The 24,039-nt window shown below is 64.9% G+C and carries 20 protein-coding genes; 15 read left to right on the forward strand and 5 right to left on the reverse strand.

Features of this window, described 5'->3' with window-relative positions:
* Positions 1-146: 146 nt before the first annotated feature.
* The 12 genes from GSQ89_RS03930 to GSQ89_RS03985 all read left to right on the forward strand — a co-directional run bounded on the left by GSQ89_RS03930 (position 147) and on the right by GSQ89_RS03985 (position 13,424).
* Positions 147-653, forward strand: coding sequence for a GNAT family N-acetyltransferase (locus tag GSQ89_RS03930; RefSeq protein ID WP_216856001.1), 507 nt, complete (start codon positions 147-149; stop codon positions 651-653).
* Positions 646-2,046 (forward strand): dihydrolipoyl dehydrogenase, encoded by a 1,401-nt coding sequence (lpdA, locus tag GSQ89_RS03935; RefSeq protein WP_158922249.1) that lies wholly within the window; start codon positions 646-648, stop codon positions 2,044-2,046. The genes GSQ89_RS03930 and lpdA overlap by 8 nt, the downstream gene beginning before the upstream one ends.
* 449 nt (positions 2,047-2,495) lie before the next feature.
* The gene (kdpF, locus tag GSQ89_RS03940; RefSeq protein ID WP_158922251.1) at positions 2,496-2,585 is read left to right on the forward strand and encodes a K(+)-transporting ATPase subunit F; all 90 of its coding nucleotides are present in this window, start codon (positions 2,496-2,498) and stop codon (positions 2,583-2,585) included.
* 31 nt (positions 2,586-2,616) lie between these two features.
* Positions 2,617-4,326, forward strand: a complete 1,710-nt coding sequence (gene kdpA, locus GSQ89_RS03945; protein WP_158922253.1) for a potassium-transporting ATPase subunit KdpA — start codon at positions 2,617-2,619, stop codon at positions 4,324-4,326.
* Between the two features lie 11 nt (positions 4,327-4,337).
* A complete protein-coding gene (kdpB, locus tag GSQ89_RS03950; RefSeq protein WP_158922255.1) occupies positions 4,338-6,422 on the forward strand; it encodes a potassium-transporting ATPase subunit KdpB in 2,085 nt (694 codons plus the stop codon).
* Positions 6,423-6,635: 213 nt separating this feature from the next.
* Positions 6,636-7,241: a K(+)-transporting ATPase subunit C gene (locus tag GSQ89_RS03955; RefSeq protein WP_158922257.1), complete on the forward strand. Its 606-nt coding sequence runs from the start codon at positions 6,636-6,638 to the stop codon at positions 7,239-7,241.
* Positions 7,242-7,252: 11 nt separating this feature from the next.
* Positions 7,253-9,964 carry a sensor histidine kinase KdpD gene (locus tag GSQ89_RS03960; protein WP_158922259.1) on the forward strand — a complete coding sequence of 904 codons (2,712 nt, stop codon included), beginning with the start codon at positions 7,253-7,255 and terminating at the stop codon, positions 9,962-9,964.
* The gene (locus tag GSQ89_RS03965) at positions 9,961-10,653 is read left to right on the forward strand and encodes a response regulator (RefSeq protein ID WP_158922261.1); all 693 of its coding nucleotides are present in this window, start codon (positions 9,961-9,963) and stop codon (positions 10,651-10,653) included. Before GSQ89_RS03960 ends, GSQ89_RS03965 begins: the two co-directional genes overlap by 4 nt.
* Before the next feature lie 14 nt (positions 10,654-10,667).
* Positions 10,668-11,114 (forward strand): PTS sugar transporter subunit IIA, encoded by a 447-nt coding sequence (locus tag GSQ89_RS03970; protein WP_158922263.1) that lies wholly within the window; start codon positions 10,668-10,670, stop codon positions 11,112-11,114.
* A 56-nt stretch (positions 11,115-11,170) separates the two neighbouring features.
* Entirely contained in the window at positions 11,171-11,671 is a 501-nt protein-coding gene (locus GSQ89_RS03975) for a YfiR family protein (RefSeq protein WP_216856002.1), read from the forward strand.
* Positions 11,668-12,915 carry a diguanylate cyclase domain-containing protein gene (locus GSQ89_RS03980; RefSeq protein WP_158922266.1) on the forward strand — a complete coding sequence of 416 codons (1,248 nt, stop codon included), beginning with the start codon at positions 11,668-11,670 and terminating at the stop codon, positions 12,913-12,915. Before GSQ89_RS03975 ends, GSQ89_RS03980 begins: the two co-directional genes overlap by 4 nt.
* A gap of 20 nt (positions 12,916-12,935) precedes the next feature.
* Positions 12,936-13,424, forward strand: coding sequence for an OmpA family protein (locus tag GSQ89_RS03985; RefSeq protein ID WP_216856003.1), 489 nt, complete (start codon positions 12,936-12,938; stop codon positions 13,422-13,424).
* Here the strand turns inward: GSQ89_RS03985 and GSQ89_RS03990 are convergent.
* The 4 genes from GSQ89_RS03990 to GSQ89_RS04005 form a co-directional block, all read right to left on the reverse strand.
* Entirely contained in the window at positions 13,418-13,888 is a 471-nt protein-coding gene (locus tag GSQ89_RS03990) for a GNAT family N-acetyltransferase (protein WP_158922270.1), read from the reverse strand. The genes GSQ89_RS03985 and GSQ89_RS03990 overlap by 7 nt on opposite strands.
* A gap of 500 nt (positions 13,889-14,388) precedes the next feature.
* A complete protein-coding gene (locus tag GSQ89_RS03995; RefSeq protein WP_158922271.1) occupies positions 14,389-15,864 on the reverse strand; it encodes a carboxylesterase/lipase family protein in 1,476 nt (491 codons plus the stop codon).
* Positions 15,861-17,021: an MFS transporter gene (locus tag GSQ89_RS04000; RefSeq protein WP_158922273.1), complete on the reverse strand. Its 1,161-nt coding sequence runs from the start codon at positions 17,019-17,021 to the stop codon at positions 15,861-15,863. The genes GSQ89_RS03995 and GSQ89_RS04000 overlap by 4 nt, the downstream gene beginning before the upstream one ends.
* A gap of 23 nt (positions 17,022-17,044) precedes the next feature.
* Entirely contained in the window at positions 17,045-18,250 is a 1,206-nt protein-coding gene (locus GSQ89_RS04005; RefSeq protein WP_254073069.1) for an ABC transporter substrate-binding protein, read from the reverse strand.
* 158 nt (positions 18,251-18,408) lie between these two features.
* Here GSQ89_RS04005 and GSQ89_RS04010 point away from each other — a divergent pair, with 158 nt between their 5' ends.
* The 3 genes from GSQ89_RS04010 (at position 18,409) to hisC (ending at position 22,588) form a co-directional block, all read left to right on the forward strand.
* On the forward strand, positions 18,409-19,431 hold the full coding sequence (locus tag GSQ89_RS04010; RefSeq protein WP_158922275.1) for a TRAP transporter substrate-binding protein: 1,023 nt from the start codon (positions 18,409-18,411) through the stop codon (positions 19,429-19,431).
* Position 19,432: 1 nt separating this feature from the next.
* On the forward strand, positions 19,433-21,271 hold the full coding sequence (locus GSQ89_RS04015) for a TRAP transporter large permease subunit (RefSeq protein WP_158922277.1): 1,839 nt from the start codon (positions 19,433-19,435) through the stop codon (positions 21,269-21,271).
* A gap of 252 nt (positions 21,272-21,523) precedes the next feature.
* Complete coding sequence (gene hisC / locus GSQ89_RS04020) at positions 21,524-22,588, forward strand: histidinol-phosphate transaminase (protein ID WP_158922279.1); 1,065 nt, start codon at positions 21,524-21,526, stop codon at positions 22,586-22,588.
* 513 nt (positions 22,589-23,101) lie between these two features.
* Here the strand turns inward: hisC and GSQ89_RS04025 are convergent.
* Complete coding sequence (locus GSQ89_RS04025) at positions 23,102-24,025, reverse strand: formylglycine-generating enzyme family protein (protein WP_158922281.1); 924 nt, start codon at positions 24,023-24,025, stop codon at positions 23,102-23,104.
* Between the last annotated feature and the right edge of the window lie 14 nt (positions 24,026-24,039).

Below are 24,039 nucleotides of genomic sequence, written 5' to 3' on the forward strand. Positions count from 1 at the left end.
CGCCAAACGTCGGAAGCTGAGTAGAATCAATACCGTGCGGCTTGTACAGCGAAATAGTGCGTTCAGGACTCAAAAATCGTGCCAGACAGCCGTGGGACACGCCCGGCCATGACGATCAAAGGGCGCTTGGCTATGGCGACCAGGGCATGGCGGCCTCACCAATGACCCCCACCATCCGCCCCGTTCGGCCCACCGACGTGGCCGCCATCCTGCGGCTGATCCGCGGCCTGGCCGAGTATGAACGGCTGCTGGCTGAGGTTACTGCCACCGAGGCGCAGATCCACGACGCTCTCTTCGCCCCGAACCCGCGTGCCCACGCCCTCATCGCTGAAATCGACAGCACCCCGATCGGGCTGGCGCTGTTCTACTACACGCTCAGCACCTTTAAGCTGCGTCCGAACATCTTCCTCGAAGACCTGTTCGTCGATCCCGCCCACCGCGGCACCGGTGCCGGCTACGCCCTGATGCGCCACCTCGCGCAGCGCGCCGTGGCCGAAGGTTGCGCCCGTATCGAGTGGCGGGTGCTGAACTGGAACCAGCCGTCCATCGACTTCTATCATCGGATCGGCTCCCAACCGATCGAGCACTGGCATACACTGCAACTGGGTGGCGAGGCGCTCGCCGCCCTGGCGGAAGGAAATCCCCATGGCTGACCAAGCATTCGACCTGATCGTCCTGGGCACCGGCCCCGGCGGCTACGTCGCCGCCATTCGCGCCGCCCAGCTCGGGATGAAAACCGCAGTTGTGGAGCGGGAAAATCTTGGCGGCATCTGCCTCAACTGGGGGTGCATTCCCACCAAGGCACTGCTGCGCACCAGTGAGATCAACCACCTGCTGCACCATCTGCCGGATTTCGGATTTGAGGCGGTCAAGCCGGTGTTCGACATCGGCAAGGTGGTGAAGCGCTCGCGGGCCATTGCCAAGCAACTGTCCAGCGGCGTCGCTTTCCTGCTGAAGAAGAACAAGGTGACTGTGTTCGACGGCGACGGAAAGCTGAACGGCAATCAGACTGTATACGTAACGAAAGACGGCAAGGACGTTGCGACCCTGAAGGCGCCGCACATCATCCTCGCGACGGGCGCCCGAGCGCGGCAGTTGCCGGGGATCGAGGCGGATGGGAAACTGATCTGGTCGTATCGCGAGGCGATGGTGCCACCGATGTTTCCGAAGTCGCTGCTGGTCATTGGCTCCGGCGCCATCGGCATCGAGTTCGCCAGCTTCTACCTCAACATGGGCGCACAAGTAACGGTCGTGGAAGTGCTGCCTCGCGTTCTGCCTGTGGAGGACGAGGAAATCTCCGCGTTCGCGCACAAGGCGTTCGAGAAGCAGGGGATGAAGATCCTGGTCAATGCCGCCGTCAAGGGCGTCAAGAAAGGTGGCGACAACGTCACGGTTACGGTTGAAACCGGCGGCAAATCCCAGGATATTACCGTCGATCGTGTCATCTCCGCCGTCGGCATCGTCGGCAACACCGAGAACATCGGCTTGGAAGGCACCGCGGTGAAAGTCGACCGCACCCATGTCGTGATCGACGAATACGGCCGCACCGGCGAGCCTGGGATCTATGCCATTGGTGATCTGGCCGGCCCGCCGTGGCTCGCGCACAAGGCCAGCCATGAAGGCGTCATCTGCGTCGAGAAAATCGCCGGCCTCAAGGACGTGCATCCGATGGACGTTCGTAACATTCCAGGTTGCACGTATTGCCGGCCGCAGGTCGCCTCGGTGGGGCTGACCGAGGCGCGGGCCAAGGAACTTGGTCACGAGGTCAAGGTCGGCCACTTCCCGTTTATCGGCAACGGCAAGGCGATCGCCATGGGTGAGCCCGACGGCATGGTCAAAACCGTATTCGATGCGAAGACGGGGGAGTTGCTGGGTGCCCATATGATCGGCGCCGAGGTGACGGAGATGATCCAGGGCTACACCATCGCCCGCACGCTGGAGACGACGGAAACTGAACTGATGCACACGGTGTTCCCGCACCCGACGGTCAGCGAAACCATGCATGAGGCGGTGCTGGACGCCTATAAGCGGGCGATCCATTTCTGACACCGCCCGCGTCGAGATCGACCATCATCGGCTAAACCAGTTACGGACCTCCCCCGCTTGATCGGGGAGGCACCCGGACCATTTATCGCAGCACGCGATCACGGGGCTGGCCGGAAGGCCGCTCAGCTCTGGCTTCTTATCGGATCGCGCGACGCCGATCACGCTCGCCCGTAATGGCGTAAGCATTTTCGCCATACGGCGATACATACGCTCAATCCGCCCGCCATTTATATGGAAATACTATGGGAACGCCATGCAAACCACATGGCTTCTATAGTCGCGCAAACTTACTTTCGGGCACGCTCAACAACCGTTCCGCCTGCCGCCCGAGCAGTGGGCAAAGGGAGCCTTGACCATGCTTGATGTAATTTATCTCGCGACCGGCGCGGCGTTTCTGTTCGCCTGCGTCCTGTACACTTACGCCTGCGATCGTCTGTAGGACCACGCCAATGACGCTGGACTATATCCTGGGCGGCCTCGTGACCGCTTTTCTCCTGGCCTACCTCATCGTCGCGCTGATCAAGCCCGAACGCTTCTAGGCCATCCCTCTATGCTCGGAAAGCGACACACATGACAGTCAACGGCTGGCTGCAGATCGCGCTATATTGCGTCCTGCTCATACTTCTCACCAAACCGCTGGGCGGTTACATGACCCGCGTCTTCGCGGGTGAGCGCACTTTTCTGTCCCCAATCCTTCGTCCACTGGAACGCGGCCTCTACGGCGTTTCCGGTGTCAAAGAAAACGAAGAACAGCATTGGGTCACCTACGCGATCGCCATGCTGGCGTTCAGCTTCGCCGGCTTCGTCGTGCTGTACGCGCTGCAACGGCTGCAAGCGGTGCTGCCGTTCAATCCGCAGCATCTGGATGCGGTGTCGCCCGACCTGGCGTTCAACACGTCCGTCAGCTTCGTAACGAACACGAACTGGCAGTCCTACACGCCGGAAACCACCATGAGCTACCTGGTGGAGATGGCCGGCCTCACGGTGCACAACTTCGTCAGCGCTGCCACCGGCATCGCGCTGGCGATCGCGCTGATCCGCGGCTTCAGCCGCCGTTCGGCGAAAAGCGTCGGCAATTTCTGGGTCGATATGACCCGCACCACCCTGTACGTGCTGCTGCCGATCTGCATCGTCGTCGGCCTGGTCCTGGTCTGGCAGGGCGTGCCGCAGAACCTCGGCGACTATACGCAGGTCACCACACTGGAAGGTGCCAAGCAACTGATCGCCCAGGGGCCCGTCGCCTCGCAGGAGGTGATCAAGATGCTGGGCACCAACGGCGGTGGCTTCTTCAATGCCAACTCGTCGCATCCGTTCGAGAACCCGACGGCGCTGACCGACCTGATCGAGATGCTGCTGATCTTCTCGATTGGCGCGGCATTGACCAACGTGTTCGGCCGCATGGTCGGCGACCAGCGCCAGGGCTGGGCGATTTTCGCCGTCATGGGCCTGCTGTTCCTCGCCGGCACCACGACCGTCTATTGGGCCGAAGCCGCCGGCAACCCGCTGTTCGCGCATCTGCCGCTCAACCACCTCGCCGGCAACATGGAAGGCAAGGAGGTTCGTTTCGGTATCGCCAATTCGTCGCTGTTCACCACCATCACCACCGACGCGTCGTGCGGCGCGATCAACAACACGCATGACAGCCTGACCCCGCTGGGCGGCATGGTCCCGCTGGTCAACATGATGCTGGGCGAAATCATCTTCGGCGGCGTCGGGTCCGGCCTCTACGGGATGCTGCTGTTCGTCGTCGTGGCGATGTTCGTCGCCGGGCTGATGGTCGGCCGCACGCCGGAATACCTCGGCAAGAAGCTGGAGGCGAAAGAGGTCAAGATGGCCATGCTCGCCATCCTGGTCATGCCGATGTGCATGCTTGGGTTCACCGCGCTGGCGGTGGTGATCAACCCCGGCACCAGCGCGCTGGCCAATGCCGGACCGCACGGCTTCACCGAGGCGCTGTATGCCTACGTTTCGGCCACCGCCAACAACGGCAGCGCCTTCGCCGGCCTGTCCGCCAACGTGCCGTTCTGGAACAGCACACTGGGGCTGGCGATGTTCATTGGCCGCTTCCTGGTGATCGTGCCGATGCTCGCCATCGCCGGATCGTTGGCCGCGAAGAAGATCGTGCCGACCTCGGCTGGCACGTTCCCCACTGATGGCGGGCTGTTCGTCGGCCTGGTGGTCGGCGTGATCCTGATCACCGGCGGCCTGACCTTCCTGCCTTCCCTCGCCCTCGGACCGATCGTCGAGCACCTCTCGATGCTGTCCGGCACCACTTACTAAGGCATTTCCCAATGGAAACCCGTTCCCGCGACGCCAAATCCAGCTTGCTGGACCCGGCCATCCTGCTGCCCGCGATCGGCCAGGCCTTCGCCAAGCTTGACCCACGGCTGATGATCCGCAACCCGGTGATGTTCGTGGTGGAGGTTGTCGCTGCCCTCACCACCATCATCTTCGCCCGGGACCTGCTGACCCATGGCGCCCATCTCGGATTTACCTTCCAGATCATCGCCTGGCTGTGGGTCACCGTGGTGTTCGCAAATTTCGCCGAGGCAGTGGCGGAGGGCCGCGGCAAGGCCCAGGCCGCGTCCCTGCGGCGAGCGCGCACCGACACCATGGCCAACCGCATCACCCCTACGGGCACCGAAACCGTCGCCGCCCCGGAGTTGCGCCAGAACGACATCGTTCTGGTCAACGCCGGGGACCTGATCCCCAGCGACGGTGAGGTCATCGAGGGCATCGCCTCGATCGACGAATCGGCGATTACAGGGGAATCCGCGCCGGTGATCCGCGAAAGCGGCGGGGACCGGTCGGCGGTGACCGGCGGCACGCGTGTGCTGTCGGACTGGATCAAGGTGCGGATTACCGCCGCGCAGGGATCGACGTTCCTCGACCGGATGATCGCGCTGGTGGAGGGCGCCGAACGGCAGAAAACCCCGAACGAGATCGCGCTGAACATCCTGCTAGCGGGTCTGACCATCATCTTCGTGTTCGCCGTCGCCACCATTCCCAGCTTCGCCACCTATGCCGGCGGGGCGATGTCGGTGGTGATCCTGGTGGCGCTGTTCGTCGCCCTGATCCCCACCACCATCGGTGCGCTGCTGTCGGCCATCGGCATCGCCGGCATGGACCGGCTGGTGCGCTTCAACGTGCTGGCGATGTCAGGCCGAGCGGTGGAGGCAGCGGGGGACGTAGATACGTTGCTGTTGGACAAGACCGGGACCATCACCCTGGGCAACCGCCAGGCCACCGAGTTCTTCCCGCTCACCGGCGTCACCGCCCGCGAGCTGGCCGATGCCGCGCAACTGTCGTCGCTGCCGGATGAGACCCCGGAAGGCCGCTCCATCGTCGTGCTGGCGAAGGAGAAATACGATATCCGCGGCCGCGACATGGCGCCGCTGGGGGCGCGTTTCGTGCCGTTCTCGGCGCAGACACGGCTGTCGGGCATCGACTTCGACAACTCGTCCATCCGCAAGGGCGCGGTGGATGCGGTGCTGAACTGGGTCGCCGCGCCGGCCGGCGGCAAGGGCGGCGGTGTCGCCACGGCGGTGCGCAACGATGCGGCGGTGAAGGAACTGACGGCCAAGGCGGAGGAAATCGCCAAGGCCGGCGGCACACCGCTGGCGGTCGCCAGGGACGGCAAGCTGCTGGGCGTGATCTACCTGAAGGACATCGTCAAAGGCGGGATTCGGGAACGCTTCTCCGAACTGCGGCGCATGGGCATCCGCACGGTAATGATCACCGGCGACAATCCGTTGACCGCCGCCGCCATCGCGGCCGAGGCCGGGGTCGACGACTTCCTCGCCCAGGCTACGCCGGAAGCGAAACTGAAGCTGATCCGCGACGAGCAGGCCCAGGGCAAACTGGTCGCCATGTGCGGCGACGGCACCAACGACGCTCCTGCCCTGGCACAGGCCGATGTCGGCGTGGCGATGAACACCGGCACCATGGCGGCGCGTGAGGCCGGCAACATGGTCGACCTCGACAGCGACCCCACCAAGCTGATCGAGATCGTCGAGATCGGCAAACAACTGCTGATGACCCGCGGCGCGCTGACGACGTTCTCCATCGCCAACGACGTGGCGAAGTACTTCGCCATGATCCCAGCGATGTTCATCGCGTTCTATCCGCAGCTTCAGGCGCTGAACATCATGCACCTGGGCACGCCCCAGAGCGCCATCCTGTCGGCGATCATCTTCAACGCGCTGATCATCGTGGCGCTGATCCCGCTGGCGCTGAAAGGCATCGCCTATCGCCCGATCGGTGCCGCCGCGCTGCTGCGCCGCAACCTGCTGATCTACGGCCTGGGCGGCATCGTCGCTCCGTTCGTGGGGATCAAGCTGATCGACCTCGCGGTCAATGCGCTGGGCTTGGCGTGACCGTGCAGACCTCCATCCACCCCGTCATGGCCGGGCGTGTCCCGGCCATCGTCGCACCGTCGGACGAAGCGCGGATGGCCGGGACGCGCCCGGCCATGACGGATACACCGCGCGCGGCCGCGATGAATAACCTGACCCGACCATGGCGGATGGGGCGCAGCCGGACAGGCCGCGCCCAGCCGTGACGATCGAAAACTAAGGACACACACACAAATGCTTAACCAGATACGCCCCGCCGTCATGATGATCGTCTGCATGACCATCCTGACCGGCCTTGCCTACCCGCTGGCGATGACCGGTATTGCCCAGGCCATCTTCCCGCATCAGGCCAACGGCAGCCTGATCGAGCAGAATGGCAAGGTCATCGGCTCCGCCCTGATCGGGCAGAATTTTACCGCCGCCAAGTACTTCCATGGCCGCCCGTCCGCCACCACGGATACCGACCCCAAAGACCCCACCAAGACCATCGCGGCGCCGTACAATGCGGATAACTCGGGCGGCGCCAACCTGGGCCCGACCTCGAAGGCGCTGCTGGACCGGGTGACCGCCGACACCAAGACGCTGGCGGCCGAAAACCCCGGCACGACGGTTCCCATGGACCTGGTGACGATGTCGGGCAGCGGGCTGGACCCCGATCTGTCCCCCGACGCCGCGCTGTTCCAGGTGCCCCGCGTCGCCAAGGCCCGCAACCTGACCGAAGCCCAGGTTCGTCAACTGGTGCAGGCCCACACCGTCTCCCGCCTTGCCGGACTGATCGGCGAGCCGCATGTGAATGTGCTAGAGTTGAACCTGGCACTGGACGCATTGGGCCGTAGCTGAACGGACTCCGAATGGGCGAGAGCGCGAATACCGACCGAAGACCCTCGCCCGACGCTCTGCTGCGGGAGGCAGAGAAGTCCCACCGAGGTCGGCTGAAGATCTTCCTCGGCGCCGCGCCGGGCGTCGGCAAGACATACGAGATGCTCTCCGCCGCCCAGACCAGGCGGCGGGAGAACGTCGATGTGGTCATCGGCGTCGTCGAAACCCATAAACGGGCGGAAACCGAGGCGCTGACGGTGGGCCTGGAAACCATCCCCCGCCGCGAGATCGCCTATCGCGAACGCACCCTGACGGAGATGGACCTCGACGCCATCCTGGTGCGCAATCCGCGCCTGGTGCTGGTGGATGAGCTGGCTCACACCAACGCCCCCGGCAGCCGTCATCCCAAGCGCTACCTGGATGTCGAGGAACTGCTGGCCGCCGGCATCGACGTCTACACCACGCTGAACATCCAGCATGTGGAAAGCCTGAACGACGTCGTCGCTCGCATCACCCGCATCCGGGTGCGGGAAACCGTGCCGGATTCGGTGATCGAACGCGCCGACGACATCGAACTGATCGACCTGACTCCGGATGACCTGATCCAGCGCCTGAAGGACGGCAAGGTCTACGTGCCCGCCCAGGCCGAACGCGCCGTGCGGCATTATTTCGCCCCCGGCAACCTGACGGCGCTGCGGGAACTGGCCCTGCGGCGCACCGCGCAGCGTGTGGACAACCAGATGGTCGACTACATGCGCACCCATGCCATCGAAGGTCCCTGGCCAGCCGGCGAACGCGTCCTGGTCTGCGTCCAGGGCGGACCCAAGGCCACCGCCACGGTGCGCCACGCCAAGCGCCTCGCCGACCAGCTTCGCGCGCCCTGGACCGCGATCAACGTCGAGACGACACGCTCCGCCCGCGCAACCGTCTCGGAACATGACAGCGTGGTGGCGGCACTGCGGCTCGCCGAACGGCTGGGGGCGGAACCGGTGCTGATCCCCGGCCAGGACGTCGCCGATACCGTCATCGATTACGCCCGCGCCAACAACGTCACCCACCTGATCGTCGGCAAATCCGACCGCCCGTACTGGCGCCAGTATCTGCTGGGTTCCATCACACAGCGCCTGATCAACCGAGCGGGCGGGATCAACATCCATGTGATCGAGGCCCCCGCCGAAGGCACCCCGCCACCGCCGGTTGCCACGCCGAGACCGGCATTCGATCCACGGCCGTATTTGATCGCCACGCTACCGGTCCTGGTGGCGATCCCCTGCGGCCTGGCGCTGCACGAATTGCTGGACGTCACCAACGTGGCGCTGGTGTTCCTGACGGCGATCCTGATCGGCGCCGTGCTGCAGGGCCTGGGACCGTCGCTGTTCGCCTGCTTCGTCGCGGTGATGGCGTATAATTTCTTCTTCCTGCCGCCGCTTTACACCTTCACCATCTCCGACCCGGAAAACGTCGTCGCGCTATTCTTCTTCCTGGTCGTCGCCGTCATCGCGTCCAACCTCGCCGCCAGGGTCCGCGGCCAGGCGCTGTCCGCTCGGCTGCGCGCGCGCCAGACCAACGACCTGTATCAGTTCAGCCGCAAGCTGTCGGTGGCGGTCGCGCTGGACGACCTGCTGTGGGCGACCGTCCACCAGATCGCGCTGATGCTGAAGGTGCGCGTTGTGCTGCTGTTGCCCCCAGGGGACAATAGTCACGGCAGTATCGCGGTCAGAGCCGGGTTCCCGCCGGAGGATGTGCTGGACGATGCCGACCTCGCCGCCGCGAAATGGTCGTGGGAGAAGAACCATATCGCCGGCCGCGGATCGGACACGCTGCCCGGCGGCAAATGGCTGTTCCAGCCGCTGCGTACCGGGCGCGGGCCGCTGGGCGTGGTCGGCATCATCCGCGACGAACCCGGCCCGCTGCTGACCCCCGACCAGCAACGCCTGCTGGATGCCCTCGCCGACCAGGCCGCCCTGGCGATCGAGCGGGTCAACCTCGCCCGCGACCTGCACCTGGCGCGTTTGGAGGTGGAGACGGACCGCCTGCGCGCCGCGCTGCTGACGTCCATCTCGCACGATTTGCGCACGCCGCTGGCGTCGATCCTGGGATCGGCCACCAGTTTGCGGTCCCAGGACGCGATCCTCGACACCGCGACCAAGGACTCCCTGCTGGGGACGATCATCGAGGAGTCCGACCGGCTCAATCGCTTCATCGGCAACCTGCTGGACATGACGCGGCTGGAATCCGGCGCCCTGAAACCACGGACCGGGCTGAATGAGCTGTCGGATGTCATCGGCGCGGCGCTGCAGCGGGCGGCGAAGATCCTGGCGGCGCACCGGGTCGCCGTCGATCTGCCGGCCGGCCTGCCGATGCTGGCGTTGGACATGGTGCTGTTCGAGCAGGTGCTGTTCAACCTGCTGGACAACGCCGCCAAGCACGCGCCGGCCGGCAGCCTGATCACCATCCAGGCCAGCCAGGACGGCGACACCGTCACGCTGCGGATCATGGATGAGGGCGAAGGCATCCCCGCCGGCGACGCCGAACGCATCTTCGAGAAATTCTATCGCGCGGGCGGTCCGGACCGGCGGCGCGCCGGCACCGGATTGGGGCTTGCGATCTGCCGCGGCTTCGTGGAAGCCATGGGCGGCACCATCGTCGCCGCCAATCGCCCCGACCGCCAGGGTGCCATGTTCGTCATCACCCTGCCGGTTCCCATCAACGCGCTGCTTCCCGAAGAGGAAACCACCCCATGAGTGCCGGCCCGCTGCGGGTTCTGGTGGTCGACGACGAACCGGCGATACGGCGGTTCCTGCGCGCCGGGCTGTCCAGCCAGGGTTATATCGTGAGCGAGTTGGAAGAGGGCCTGCCGGCGATCGATATCGCCCGCCGCAAGGGTACCGACCTGATCGTGCTGGACCTCGGCCTGCCCGACATCGATGGCACGGAGGTGATCAACCGAATCCGCAGCGGCGGTTCCTCGGTGCCGATCATCGTGCTGTCCAGCCGCAGCGATGAAGCGGCGAAGGTCGACGCACTGGATCTGGGTGCTGACGATTTCGTGACCAAGCCGTTCGGCATCGATGAGCTGCTGGCGCGAATCCGGGCGGCGCAGCGGCATCGGCTGCAGCAGGAGGGGGAAATCCCGATCTTCCGCAGCGGCGACCTGACCGTCGACCTGGTGCGCCGGATCGTGACGGTGCGCGGCGAGGAAGTGAAGTTTTCGCCGCGCGAATATGCCGTGCTGCGGCTGCTGGTGCAGCACGCCGGCAAGGTGCTGACGCACAAGATGATCCTGCGGGAGGTGTGGGGTTCGGATACCGACGTGCAATACCTGCGGATCTATGTACGCGCGGTGCGGCAGAAAATCGAAGCTGATCCGGAGCGGCCAGTCCACATCCTGACCGAAACCGGGGTAGGTTACCGGCTGCGAATCAACGACTAGGATTTTTTCCGTAGATGGAAATCACCGACTTTCTAACTGCCGACCGGATTGTCCTGGATGTGCGGCCGCGCGACAAAGCGGCCTTAATCGGGGAGGTCGCCCGCGCCTTCGCCCGCCTGCTGCCGGCTTTGCAGCCGAAAGCCGTGGAGACTGCCTTGCTGGCTCGGGAACAGCTCGGCTCAACTGGCCTGGGTGCCGGATTCGCCCTGCCGCATGCTCGGATCGAGGGGCTGGACGGCTATCTGGGCCTGTTTGTACGGCTGGCGAAACCGCTCGATTTTGAGGCGATCGACGGCAAGCCGGTGCGGCTGGTGTTCGTGCTGCTGATCCCGTCGGAGACCACATCGCATGTGGCGGCGCTGGCCGCCATCTCCCGGCGATTCCGCGACCCGGACCTGGCCGCCAGGCTGGTCAAGGCGGCAACCCCGGGCGTGGCCTTCGGCCTGCTGACCGAACGTTGATCCGACCCGCACGCGTCGCACTGGTCCTGGACAGGCGCCGGATCGCGATCGTCGTCATGCTTGCGATGGGCTGTGGCGTTACCGGGGCACATGCCGCACCGGTTGCCGACGCAGCCGCCGCGGTCAGCCGGGTGGTGCAGGGCATCGTCAGCTACACGCGCTGGCCGACGCCGCCGGCACCGTTTCGCCTGTGCGTTGTAGGCCAGACCGACTACGCGGACGGCCTGTTGCAAAGCGGACTACAGATCGACGAAGTACAACTTCGCGCGCAACGTATGGCGATCGATGACAATCGGCTAGGCGCTGAATGCGATGTGGTTTATTCCGGCGCCCTCACAGAATCCGAGCGCACCATTTTACGTACCGATCTCACCGGGCATCCTGTGCTGACGATCAGTGAGCATGATCCATCCTGCTCAGACAGCAATGCCTTCTGCCTTGCTGTCCACGGTACGACCGTTTCGTTTTCTGTCAATCTCGACTCCATCGCCCGCAGCGGGGTTCGGGTGGACCCGCATGTCCTGCTGCTGGGGCGTCAGCCGAGGCCCACGCCATGACCGCGGGGCGCCGGCGGCCACAGCCGACATTGCTGAGCGTCCTGCGCCGCGCCCATCTCAATATCGCCATTGTCGCCGTGACGATCGTCGGATTGTCCCTGACCCTGACCGGCGCCGTCACCCTGCTGGCCTATGCCAACGACAGCCTGAACCTGGTGGCCCGGGCGATCAGCTACAACGTGGAAGCCGCGGTCGTGTTTGGCGATCGTGCCGCCGCGCATGATGCCCTGGCCTCGATCGCCGCGACGGAAGACGTGGCGGAAGCGTCGGTGACCGGCCCCGGGGGCCGGATGATCGCCCACTGGGAAACGCCGTCACAGGGCACGTTCGCCATGCTGAGCCGGATGAGCATGATGCTGCTGGGTGTCCGCCCGGTGATGATGCCGATCACCCATGATGGAGCCTTGATCGGCAACGTTGACGTGAGCGGCAGCGGACAGAATGTGCTGCGTTTCGTGCTGAGCGGCCTGCTGGGTGTCGTCATCTGCCAGGTGCTGATCGTCGCCAGCGCCATGTATCTGTCACGGCGCATGATGACCAGTATCGTCAAGCCGTTGCAGACGCTCGCCGCCGTTGCGCATGCGGTGCGGCGGCAACGCGATTTCGAGCAGCGGGTGCCGGCGACCGAAATCACCGAACTGAACGACCTGGGTGAGAATTTCAACGCGTTGCTTGACGAACTCGACAGATGGCAGGCTCACCTGAAAATCGAGAACGCTTCGCTTGTGCATAAAGCGAGCCATGACAGCCTGACCCGCCTGCCGAACCGGGCGTTCTTCGAGACGCAACTGGTGCTGGCGATCGCCGATGCCGAACGGCGCGGCATGCGGGCGGCGGTGCTGTTCCTGGATTGCGACCGCTTCAAGACGATCAACGATGGATTCGGCCACGCAGCGGGCGACGCCGTCCTGATCAACGTCGCCACCCGGATCAAAGCCCTGGTGCGTGAAACCGACCTGGCCGTGCGTCTTGGCGGCGATGAGTTCGCCCTGCTGATCGCGCCCGTCGGTGACGCCGCCGATGCCGTTTCGATCGCCGACGTCCTGCTGGCGCGCATGCGGGTGCCCATTTCATTGCCGTCTGGTGAAAGTATCGTAACGTCCCTGAGCATTGGGGTTGCGATATATCCGGACCATGCGCTGGATGCCGATACCCTGCTTCACAAAGCCGACCAGGCTATGTATCGCGCCAAATCCACCCAGAGAGGCAGCCGGGGCGTGGCGGCCGAAGTCGGTGGATCATGACGTTATGGAGACATCCTGTGTTGCGGCGATTTCCTGAGCGACTGGCCGGCATTGGCTTGCTGGCGGTGTTCGGCCTCGCGGCGTGTGCGGGCCACACCGGCCTGACCGCGGCGCAGATCGCCGTGCTGCGGCAGAACGGATTTCACCAGATTGACGATGGATGGGAACTCGGGCTGTCCGACAAGATTCTGTTCGCATCCAATTCGGACAAGCTGAACCCGGTGACGGAGACCTCCATGGGCAAGCTCGGGCACGAGCTGCTGTCGGTGCAGATCGGCCATCTTGGGGTCGAGGGGCACACCGACAGTTATGGCACCGATGCCTACAACAACGATCTGTCGTTGCGGCGCGCCCAGGCGGTTGCCGTCGTATTGGAAAGCGCCGGCATGCAGGCCGGCAATATCCGGGTGCGCGGCCTTGGGAAACAGGACCCGGTGGCGGACAACAATACGCCGGCGGGTCAATCGGAGAATCGCCGCGTGGCGATCGTCGTGCCATCCGATCAATGATGAGCTGATAGAGTGCGCCTCATCAGCACGACTTGTTCGCCTCTTTCGTCCTCTGTCCCCACGCGTTGCCAGCCGAGGCGTGCGTAGAGCGTTTCGGCCGTCGAGGTGTAGAGCCATAGGACTGGAACGGCGGACGCCCGAGCGAATGCCTCGACTTTGCGGATCAGTTGGGTCGCGTGGCCGCGCCGGCGGAACGCGGGCTCGACGAAAAGACCGGCGAGCCAGGGGGTGAGGTCGGGGCGCGAGTCCAGGTCGGACCGGATTAGGGCGGCAGTCCCGGCCGGGCGGCCGTGGTCGAACAGGACGAATGTCTCTTTGGGTCCGCGTGGCGGTTCAAGGATCAGCGCGGTCATTTCTTCGACCGTGTAGCCGCCGGGGTGGTTGAAGAAGGCTTCCACCCGCCATCTTGCGACGAGAGGCGCCAGGTCGGGCCGGTCGGAGATCGTGACGATGGTGGAGGTCATTCAAGCCTGGGATTGAGACGGGGAGTGAGTGTGAACCGGTTTTTATCGATGGCGAGGGGCCGTTGTGGGCACGCGTGGTTGCTCGGGTGCGGGCCGCGTGTATGGCGCGCGGTCGTTCGCCCTTTCATCTTTTTTAACACGGAGGAAGAACGAGGGCCACTGAGGGCCACTGAGCGTTGCCGTGCCACTGCCGGCACACGACACACCATTTCGGACAAATCGGCGTGGGAGTGGCCTTTGAACAGGCCGTTGCTTTGTGTTTGCCCATAAGGACAGTGCTGGAGGCTTCGTCGAATATCACCGCTTTCTTCTTCGTGGCCCTTTGTGGCCCTCCGGCTTCCTCCGTGTTGAAGAATCCCTGGCCTGACACCCTCTCAGGAGACGAACGGCCGGACACCAAGCCGTTAAGCAACGATCAGTTCCATGGCATCATCGTGGGAGACCTACGGAGTACAGTCGCCGATATCAGTCTCAGGCGGCTGCGCGCAGATGTCGCGTCATTACAGTCGTCGGGACACCGATGCGAGGTCACCGACCACGCCGCTGATCCGTCCGAACCGCATCGTTTGCCGCTGCCCCGCTTCATAGGGCGGCCACGGCAGGTCCGGTATCGCTGGCGCGCCGGTGCGGGCGAAGGTGTTCCAGGCCGCCATCATGCTGTCCGAAATGCCCGCGTATTCGGCGTCGTTCGTTCCGGCCAGCATTGGGGCATCCCAGGCCGTTCGGGTGCCGAACACAAATGGCAGCTCGATACAGTGACATGCTTGCCACGGCGAACCGGCGGGCGACCAATCGAACTGGTACACGAACACTTTCCGCCCTGCCCGCTCGATCCGTTCGGCGACATCCAGGGCGGGAAACAGGAACCGGTGGTCGGTTACGAGATCAGCGAGCAGATCGCGGGTATCGCCGCCGGGGCGGCGCCGGCGGTAGGCCTGGATTGTGTCGGCGCTGCCGGCCAGCGTGGTAAATCGTTCCGCGACCGCGACTTCATCGGGCCTCGTCATGGACGGGTCGGCGACCAGGAAGGCGTGCATCTCCTCCCGCGTCGTCCCCAGAACGACATCGATGCCGCGTTCGGCCGCCGCAGCGGCGACGCGGTCGGAGAACGCCTCGGCGCTGTCGAAATCGTCGAACACCGGTGGGAACGCCGGATCCGGTTCGGCGAACCGGGCGTTTTCCCGAGCGATCTGCATTTGCAGGGCAATCATACGCTCCGCCGGTGCCGACCGCAGCCTCTCAGCGGCATCCCCATCATCCGGATCGATCTCCAGCAGTTGCATCATCCGCCGCGCGCGCGCCGTCGCCTCGGCGGAGGACACGCCTCGGCGCACCGAACCGCTCTGAACGATCGCTCGGTGGAACAGATCGCGCGTTTCCTGCCAGGTGATCAGCCGCAGCACGGCGCCGCCGCCGGCGGACTGGCCCATCAGCGTGACACAATCGGGATCGCCGCCAAACGATGCGATATGCGCCTGCACGAAGCGCAGGGCGGCGACCATGTCGTGCAGACCCATCATCCCGTCGGCGAGGCCAGGATAATGCAGGAACCCGAGGGGGCCGAGCCGGTAGTTGACGCCGACGACCACGACGTCGCCGGATTGTGCCAGTGCCCCGCCATCGTACCAGTCCAACGAGCCGCCGCCGCTGAGCCACGCGCCGCCGTGCAGCCACACCAGCACCGGCCGCCGCTTGCCGTCCGCAGCCGGGGTGGCGATCGACAGCGTCAGGCAATCCTCGTCCTGGGTGCGATCGAATTCTCCCATCGCCAGGCGAAGGCGGGACGGCGGTTGGGGCGCGATCGGGCCGTGGTGGCGGGCATCGCGCACGCCGGTCCACGGGTCGGGTGGCTGTGGTGCGGCGAAGCGCAGGGCACCGACGGGCGGCGCGGCGTACGGCACCGCGCGGAAACGCAGGACCCCGTCCTGCCGAAGCCCCAGCAGGTCGCCGATCGCGGTGTGGGCTATGTCGGTCACGATGGTTCTCCTTCGCGGGGTGTCAGCACGAAAATCGCCAAAGCGGAGGCAGCGGCGGCGATCGCCGGCACCGCGGCGAGTGCGACGATGCTGCGTGCCGGCCATTGCAGATGCAGGAATGCGCCGGCGATGCCCGGCCCCAGGATGGAGCCGGCGCGTCCCATGGCCGACGACCAGCCGACTCCGGTGGTCCGCAGGCCGGCCGGATACAGCATCGCGGCGATCGCCGCCTGGCCGACGCCGCCGATCCCCAACCCCGCGCCGGTCAGGACCAGAAGCGCGGGCAATGTGCCGTTGGGGAGCCCGCCGAATGCGATCAGCAGCACGAACCCCGCGCCCACCGTGAAGGCCGCGGCCAGATAGCGGGCGCAGCCGACGCGCTGCACGAAGCACGCCATCAGGAGCACGCCGGCAATCCCGCCCGCGCCGATATACGTGTTTCCCAGTGCCGCGCTCGCTCTGTCGAAGCCGAAACTGGTCAGCAGCAGAGGCAGCCAATAGGTGAACGAGTAACTCTGCATGAACGACAGGAATGCCATGGCCCACAGCAGTATCGTGGGCAGGGCGAAACCGGCGGCGAACAGGGCTTTCGGCGAGCCTCGGCCGCCCTGGCTGGCGCCGTCAGGCAACCAGGCGATCAACGCCGGCAGAGAAATGAACGGCAGGATCGCACCCAGCACGAACGGGCCTTGCCAGCCCCAGCGGCGCAGAAGCGGCACCGCGACCAGCCCGCCCAGCGTGCCGCCGATCACGATCGCCACGGTCACGATGGACGCTGTTACTTCTCGCCGGCTTGCGTCAGCGTGGCCGGACGCAAGGGCGATCGCTGTCGGTATCGCACCGCCCAGACCCAGCGCAGTCACGAAACGGAACACCGTCAGTTCAGTGATGTCGGTCGCCAGCACGGTTGCCAGCGACATCAGCCCGAAGAAGCTGACGCTGGCAATCACCAGCCGGCGATGACCGAACCTGGCGGCCAGGTGGCCGCAGGACACGTAGCCGATGACCGCGCCCAGGCTGGTCGCCACGAAGGCCGGGGTGAACGCCGCAGCCGGCAGCGACCAGTCATGCGCCAGGCTGGGCGCGGCGAAGGAGATCACCGCGGTGTCGTAGCCGTCCAGCAGGATGGTCAGGAAACACAGCCAGGCGGCGGCCATGGCCCTCGATCCGCGATTTGGGCTCACGTTTTCGCCGTCGGGCAGCCGGCTTCTTCCGTCGGGCGGAACGCCTTGTTGCCGGGGACGGTCTGCAGGATGTCCTCATAATCCCACGGCGAATGCGATTCCGCCGGGCTTTTCACCTTCACCAGATACATGTCGTGCACCAGCCTGCCGTCCGCTCGGACCATCGCACCGTCGGCGTAGAAGTCGTGCACCGGCAACGAACGCATCTTCGCCACCACCGCGGCGGTGTCGGTCGTCCCGGCCGCGGCCACGGCGCGAATGTAGTGCCGCACCGCAGAATACGTCGCCGCGTGGTCCATCGAGGGCATCGTATGATGCCGCATGAAAAACCGTTGCGACCAGGCGCGAGTCTGGTCGGTGCGGTTCCAGGTGAACGACGTCATCAGCGTGATCCCCCACGCCACCGGCAGTCCCAAACTGTGGATATCGGCGTTGGTACACAGCATCGGGACGAGTGTCTGGCCGCCCTGCTGCAAACCGAATTCCGCCGCCTGCTTCACCGCCCCCGTCATGTCGTTGCCGCCGTTGGCCAACGCGATCGCCTTCGCCCCCGACGCCTTCGCCGCAATCAGAAAGGAACTGAAATCGCCGGTCCCCAGCGGATGCCGCACCGACCCCAGCACCTTGCCGCCGGCCGCGCGCACCGCATCGGAGGCATCACTCTCCAGCGCCGCGCCGAACGCATAATCCACCGTCAGGAAGAACCAGGTGTCCAGTCCGCGCGCCACCAGTGCCCCGGCGACACCGTGGGTCAGCGCGTAGCTGTCGTAGTTCCACGACATCGCGTTCGGCGTGCAGAACTTACCGGTGAAATCATTGGTGCCGACGGCGATGGCGACGGTGATGCCGTTCCGCTCGCGCGCCACCTGCTCGACCGCCAGCGCGACGGACGAATTGTCCAGCCCTACAACCAAGCCGACGTGGTCGCGATCATACCACTGGCGGGCGATGGCGGACCCGATATCGGCTTTGTTCTGGTTGTCGGCGGACAGGATTTCGATCGGCCGGCCGATCACGCTGCTGCCGGCGTCCTCGGCCGCCATTTGCGCGGCGAGGAACGATCCGGGACCGATCGCATCGGCGTAAAGCCCCGTCATATCCGTCAGCACACCCACCCGCACGGGCGCCGCCTGTGCCCGGCCGCGCGTCGCCGTCAGCGCCAGCGGCGCCGCCAACAGCGCCCGCCTGTTCAAATTCCCCACCCCGTGCCTCCGGTTTTTATCGGCTGGTGGAGCCTTAGCGGAAATGTGCTGCTCCGTCACGACCGCCTTGTGGTAGCGCGCACATCGGCCTTAGTGTCCGGCCCGAACAAACGATCCGAGCCCCACCAGGGCCGCCGATCCCGGGAAGGAGACTCAACGTGCCGATTACCCGCCGCGCAGTCCTGCGCCATGCCGCCGCTTTGCCGGTTGGTGCCGCCCTGGCACCCGCCATCATCGGGCGAGCCCATGCCGCCGGCATGACGATGAAGCTGTCGTCGTCGCAGGCGAACGACCCGAAATTCGCGAACGGCCGAGTTTATTACGATTACCTGCTGAAAGCGCTGAAGGCCAACGGACTCGACGGCCAGATCACCGTGCAATTCTTTCCTGACAACCAATTGGGGCAGGAAATCGACGTCATCAACTCGGTCAAGCTGGGCGTCATCGACATGATGGTGTCCGGCACATCGATCTCGGCCAACCTGGTGCCGCTGGTGGGTGTGTATGACCTGGGCTACCTGTTCCAGAGCTATCCGCAGCAGACCAAGGCGCTGGATGCCGGCGCCGCCAAGCCGGTCGAGGACGCATTGTTGAAAAGTGCCAATATCCGCCTGATTGGCTGGGCGTACAACTTCGGCGCCCGCAGCGTGCTGGCGCGCAAACCGGTGCATGAGCCGGCCGACCTGTCCGGGCTGAAAATCCGCACGCTGCCCAATCCGATCATCACCGAGTGCCTGCGCCTGATGGGCGCCGCCGCGACGCCGTTGGCATTCGGCGAAATCTACACCGCGCTGCAGGCCGGCGTGCTGGACGGGCTGGAGCACGATCCGCCCACCATCGTCGCCAGCAAGTTCTATGAGACGACCAAGTTCTACTCGTTGACCGAACATATCTACTCGCCGCTGGTGACGTATTTCAGCGACGCGACGTATCGCCGGATGGATCCGAAGCTGCGCGACGGGTTCCTCGACGCCGCGCACAAAGCGGCGCTCGATACCCGCGTGCATGGGCTGGCGGTGGAGCAGGAGGCGCTGGTTTTCCTGAAGGGCAAGGGCGTCACCGTGCTGGACTGCGACAAGGAGGCGTTCCGCAAGCGAGTGCTGCCGCAGACCGATGCGTTCGTGAAAGCGCATCCCGACGCCAAGGCGATCGTCGATGCCGTGCGGGCCGCGTCCGCCTGATATGTCCGGGTTCAACCGGTATGTCGCCACGCCGCTGCTGCGGCTGACCGACGCGATCGCCGCGCTGCTGCTGGCGGCCGACCTGCTGGTGGTCGCTGGTTCGGTGCTGTCCCGCACCATGCTGGACGCGCCGTGGGAGTGGGCGGACGACGTGGCGCGCGGCCTGATGGTGGCGCTGAGCTTCTTCGGCGCCGCCGGCGCGCTGGCCCGCGGCGACAATGTCGGCGTGGCGTTCTTCGTGGAGAAATTCCCGCCGCGCGCCCGCCGGCTGACCGATGCGCTGAACGCGGTGCTGGTGGTGGTGATCACCGGCAACATCGCGTTCTACGCACTGCAACTCGGGCAGTTCACCACCGGCCAGACCACCGGATCGGGCCTGCCGCTGGAGCTGACCTTCTACCCGATGGGCGTCGGCGCGGTCTTCATGGCGCTGTTCGCGTTGTTCCAGGCCGGACGCCACGCGGCGAAGGACCTTGCTTTGTCCGTCGTCGCGGTCGCGGTGGTGACGGCGGCCTGGTTCGTCTGGACCAGTTTCGCCCCCGACAGCCTGCCCAGCCCCGGCCCGCTGATGCTGGCTGGCTTCGTCGTCTGCCTGGTCGGCGGGGTGCCGATCGGCTTCGCCCTCGCGCTGTCGGCGCTGATCTATCTGTGGGTGTCGGGCACCCTGCCCGGCGTGATCTTCGCCCAGCAGATGGCGCGCGGCATCGACAATTTCGTGCTGCTGGCCATCCCGTTCTTCATCCTCGTCGGCTACCTGATGGAGGCGAACGGCATGTCCGTCCGCCTGATCGAACTGCTGGAACGCCTCGTCGGCCGGATGCGCGGCGGGCTGAACGTGGTGATGGTGCTGGCGATGGTGATCTTCTCCGGCATTTCCGGGTCGAAGATGGCCGACGTCGCCGCAGTCGGGTCGGTGCTGATCCCGGCCGCTCGTAAGTCGAAGCAGAATCCGGGTGCGGCGGTGGCGCTGCTGGCCGGATCGGCGGTGATGGCGGAGACGATTCCGCCCTGCATCAACCTGATCATCCTCGGTTTCGTTGCCAACCTTTCGATCGGCGGGCTGTTCATGGCCGGGCTGCTGCCAGCCGGGCTGATGGCGCTGGCGCTGATTGCGTCAGCGGTGATTTTCGGCGCCAAGACGGCGCTGGTGCCCGAGGATGACGGCCCGCGCACGCCGCTGGGCAAATTGTGGGGCGGCGCGGCGGTCACGCTGGGGCTGATCGTCATCATCTTCGGCGGTTTCCGCACCGGGTTCGCGACGGCCACCGAGATTTCTGCTTTTGCCGCGCTGTATGCGTTGATCGTCGGGGGTGTGGTGTTCCGCGAACTGGGGCCGCGCGCGGCGCTGCACAGCTTCGTCAATGCGGCGACCCGGTCCGGCCTGGTGCTGTTCATCGTCGCGGCCGCTCAGTCGTTGGCGTTCATGCTGACGTTGCAGCAGGTGCCGCATATGCTGGCCGAGGCGATGATCGCGCTGTCCGCCACCAGCGGCGCCTGGGTGTTCATGCTGCTGTCGATCGCCATCCTGATCGTGATGGGGTCGGTGCTGGAGGGCGCGGCCGCGCTGATCATCTTCGGCCCGCTGCTGGTGCCGGTCGCGGTGCAGCTTGGTATCGGGTCGTTGCACTACGGGGTCGTCCTGGTCATCGCCATGGGGATCGGGTTGTTTGCCCCGCCGTTGGGGTTGGGGCTGTACGGCGCCTGCCTGATCGGCGGTGTGCCAATCGAGGTTACCGTCAAGCCGATGCTGGGGTATCTGGGGCTGCTGCTGGCGTGCCTGCTGGTGATCGCGTTCGTGCCGGGGATTACGCTGTGGCTGCCGCATGCGCTGGGGTATTAGTTTCCATCGGCAGCCCAACCTGTGGCGATGGCTTTCTTTTTTTAAGGCGGATTAGCGGGATGAAGGGGGGATGAAGGGGATTGTTTTGCGATCAGGCTTGGGTGGGAATGCGGCGGATCTCGACTTTGGGGTCCGCCGTCCACAACCACAAATCCCCTTCATCCCCCCTTCATCCCGCTAATCCGCCTTAAAAAATGCTTGCCGACGCCTGAAGGGGCGGAACCTGTCACCACATCCTGATGGACACGATCGATGAGCCGGTTCTGGAGCAGCCTGACCCACACCCTGAAACCCTATGTGCCGGGCGAGCAGCCTCGCATGGCGGACCTGGTCAAGCTCAACACCAACGAAAGTCCGATCGGCCCTTCGCCACGCGTGCTGGAGGCGATCCGGACCGAGGCGGCCGACACGCTGCGCCTGTATCCCGATCCGGAGGCTGTCGCGCTGCGAACAGCGTTGGCCGCTTACCATCGGGTGGATGCCAAGCAGGTGTTCGTCGGCAACGGGTCGGATGAGGTGCTGGCGCACGCATTCGTTGCTCTGCTGAAGCACGATGCGCCGTTGCTTTTCCCTGACATCACCTACAGTTTCTATCCGGTCTATTGCCGGCTGTTCGATATCGCGCACGAAACGGTGCCGCTGGACGACGCGATGGGTGTGCGTGTCGCCGACTATTGTCGGCCGGCCGGTGCGATCATCGTGCCCAATCCCAACGCGCCCACGGGGATCGCGCTGTCACGGGCGCAGATCGAAACGCTGCTGACGGACCATCCCGACATCCCGGTGGTGATCGACGAAGCCTATGTCGATTTCGGCGCCGAGACCGCCATTCCGCTCGTCGCCGACCACCCGAACCTGCTGGTGGTGCAGACCATGTCCAAGTCGCGTGCGCTGGCCGGGCTGCGCGTCGGTTATGCAATCGGCGACGCCGGTCTGATCGAGGCGTTGACCCGCGTCAAAGACAGCTTCAACTCCTATCCGCTCGGTCGCGTGGCCCAGGCGGGCGCCATCGCCTCGATCGAGGACGAGGCGTATTTCCAGGACAGCCGGACGCAGGTGATCGCCGGCCGCCGGCGGCTGAATGAGGGCCTGGCGCAACGCGGCTTTAGGGTTCTTCCGTCCGCAGCCAACTTCGTCTTCGCGCGTCACCCGGGGTATGAGGGCGCCGCGCTGGCAGCCGCATTACGTGAACGCGCGGTGATCGTCCGGCATTTCACCGCGCCCCGGATTTCGGACTATCTGCGGATCACCGTGGGCAGCGAGGCACAGATCGACCGGCTGATGTCGGCGTTGTCGGATATCCTGGAGGGTTCGTGATGCGACGCGGCGGCCTGGGATAGCTTCTGGTCGCGCCGCGCTTCATCAAGGTCTATCTGTTCCCGCAGACAAACGGCTTCGGATCGGGCTTCCGGCGTCATACGGGCGCGCAACATTGCGAATGGGTACATGCCGGTCATTGTCGTCCTCCTGGTGCAATGCCGTTAAATACTCGTCGCGACCCACCGCTTGGCGGCCGTGAACCCTGCATCATCCCGGTAGATCGGAAAGCAAGCAAGAATGACGCGGAGTTGGCGGTGTTTGCGCGGAGTTTCGCGAAGTAGTGTCCAGCCCTCCTTCGGGTTCGATGCCAGTAGCGGATATTCCGCGATTCAGACGTACGAGCGACCGACGAAAAATTTCTTCTCCGCGAAACACCGCGTGAACTCAGCGCAACTCCGCGTCATTCTTGATTGCTTGGCTGCCAACAGCACCGACGGATCGCAGATGTGAAACAGCACTGTACCAATGCCACCAGAGCAAAACCCAATGGCTGGCGATCCCACGTTCAAATCACTGAAGCGTCTTCGCTACGCGGAACCCAATACTGTTGGAACCGGAATAAGAATCGTGCCACAATCTTACCGCTGAGCGCGAATGCCACGAAACGGACAGCCAGGAGGCACCGCGCACAACCCTCGTGGTACAGCCTTCCTTTTCGTGAGGGCTGCCGTCCGAGGGCGCGTTCAGGTAGCTATCCATCCAGCAATCCTCTGCCCATTGCTCCGCATTCCCCAGCGCATCGTACAGGCCGAACGGGTTGGGCGGGAAACGATCGACCGGGACGGTTTTCTTCTCGTAAGACGAACCGCAACAGCGTGGATAAATCATGACGATCCGGCCATCGCTAATCGCTGGCACCAGCCGGTTCGTGGCGGCATCGCAGTCCATGCACTTCGCGTGATTGCCGCCGATCCCATCCCCCCACCATCGCGCGGTCTGGGTTCCCGCTCGGATCGCGTACTCCAGTTCGGCTTCGGTCGGTAAACGGTATGGGCCATCCTTGGGCCTCGGCCCCGCGCCGTTGATCTTCCCATTGAGCCAGAGAATATAAGCCTTCGCATCGCTCCAGCTTATGCAGACGACGGGATCACGATCTGTCTGGTCGAACCATGGGTCCGACCATCTGTTCGATGGGCCGGCAGAACGCCCGCGGCGGTTCTCGTTCCAGCACGGTTCCGTCCAATATCCGGTCTCTCTCACAAAAACAGAATATTCACTTTTGGTAACGAGATCTTTTCCCAGCGCGAAATCCCTGGCAATCGTAACCGGATGCTGGGGATGCTCGTAGGAGAACAGCTTGCTCGCTCTTGAGCGCGTATCGAGCCCCAGCCAGGTCAAAAGGCCAGGGTTATCAGGCGGGACAATCGCCAGGTCTCGCTTCGTGGCTGCGTCGGATGATCCCATGAGGAAATGTCCGGCCGGGATGACGACCATTTCCGGGCAGTCAG

Origin of the sequence: Acidisphaera sp. S103 (genome assembly GCF_009765975.1) — a bacterium.
In the GTDB taxonomy this organism is placed as follows: Bacteria; Pseudomonadota; Alphaproteobacteria; order Acetobacterales; family Acetobacteraceae; genus Rhodopila.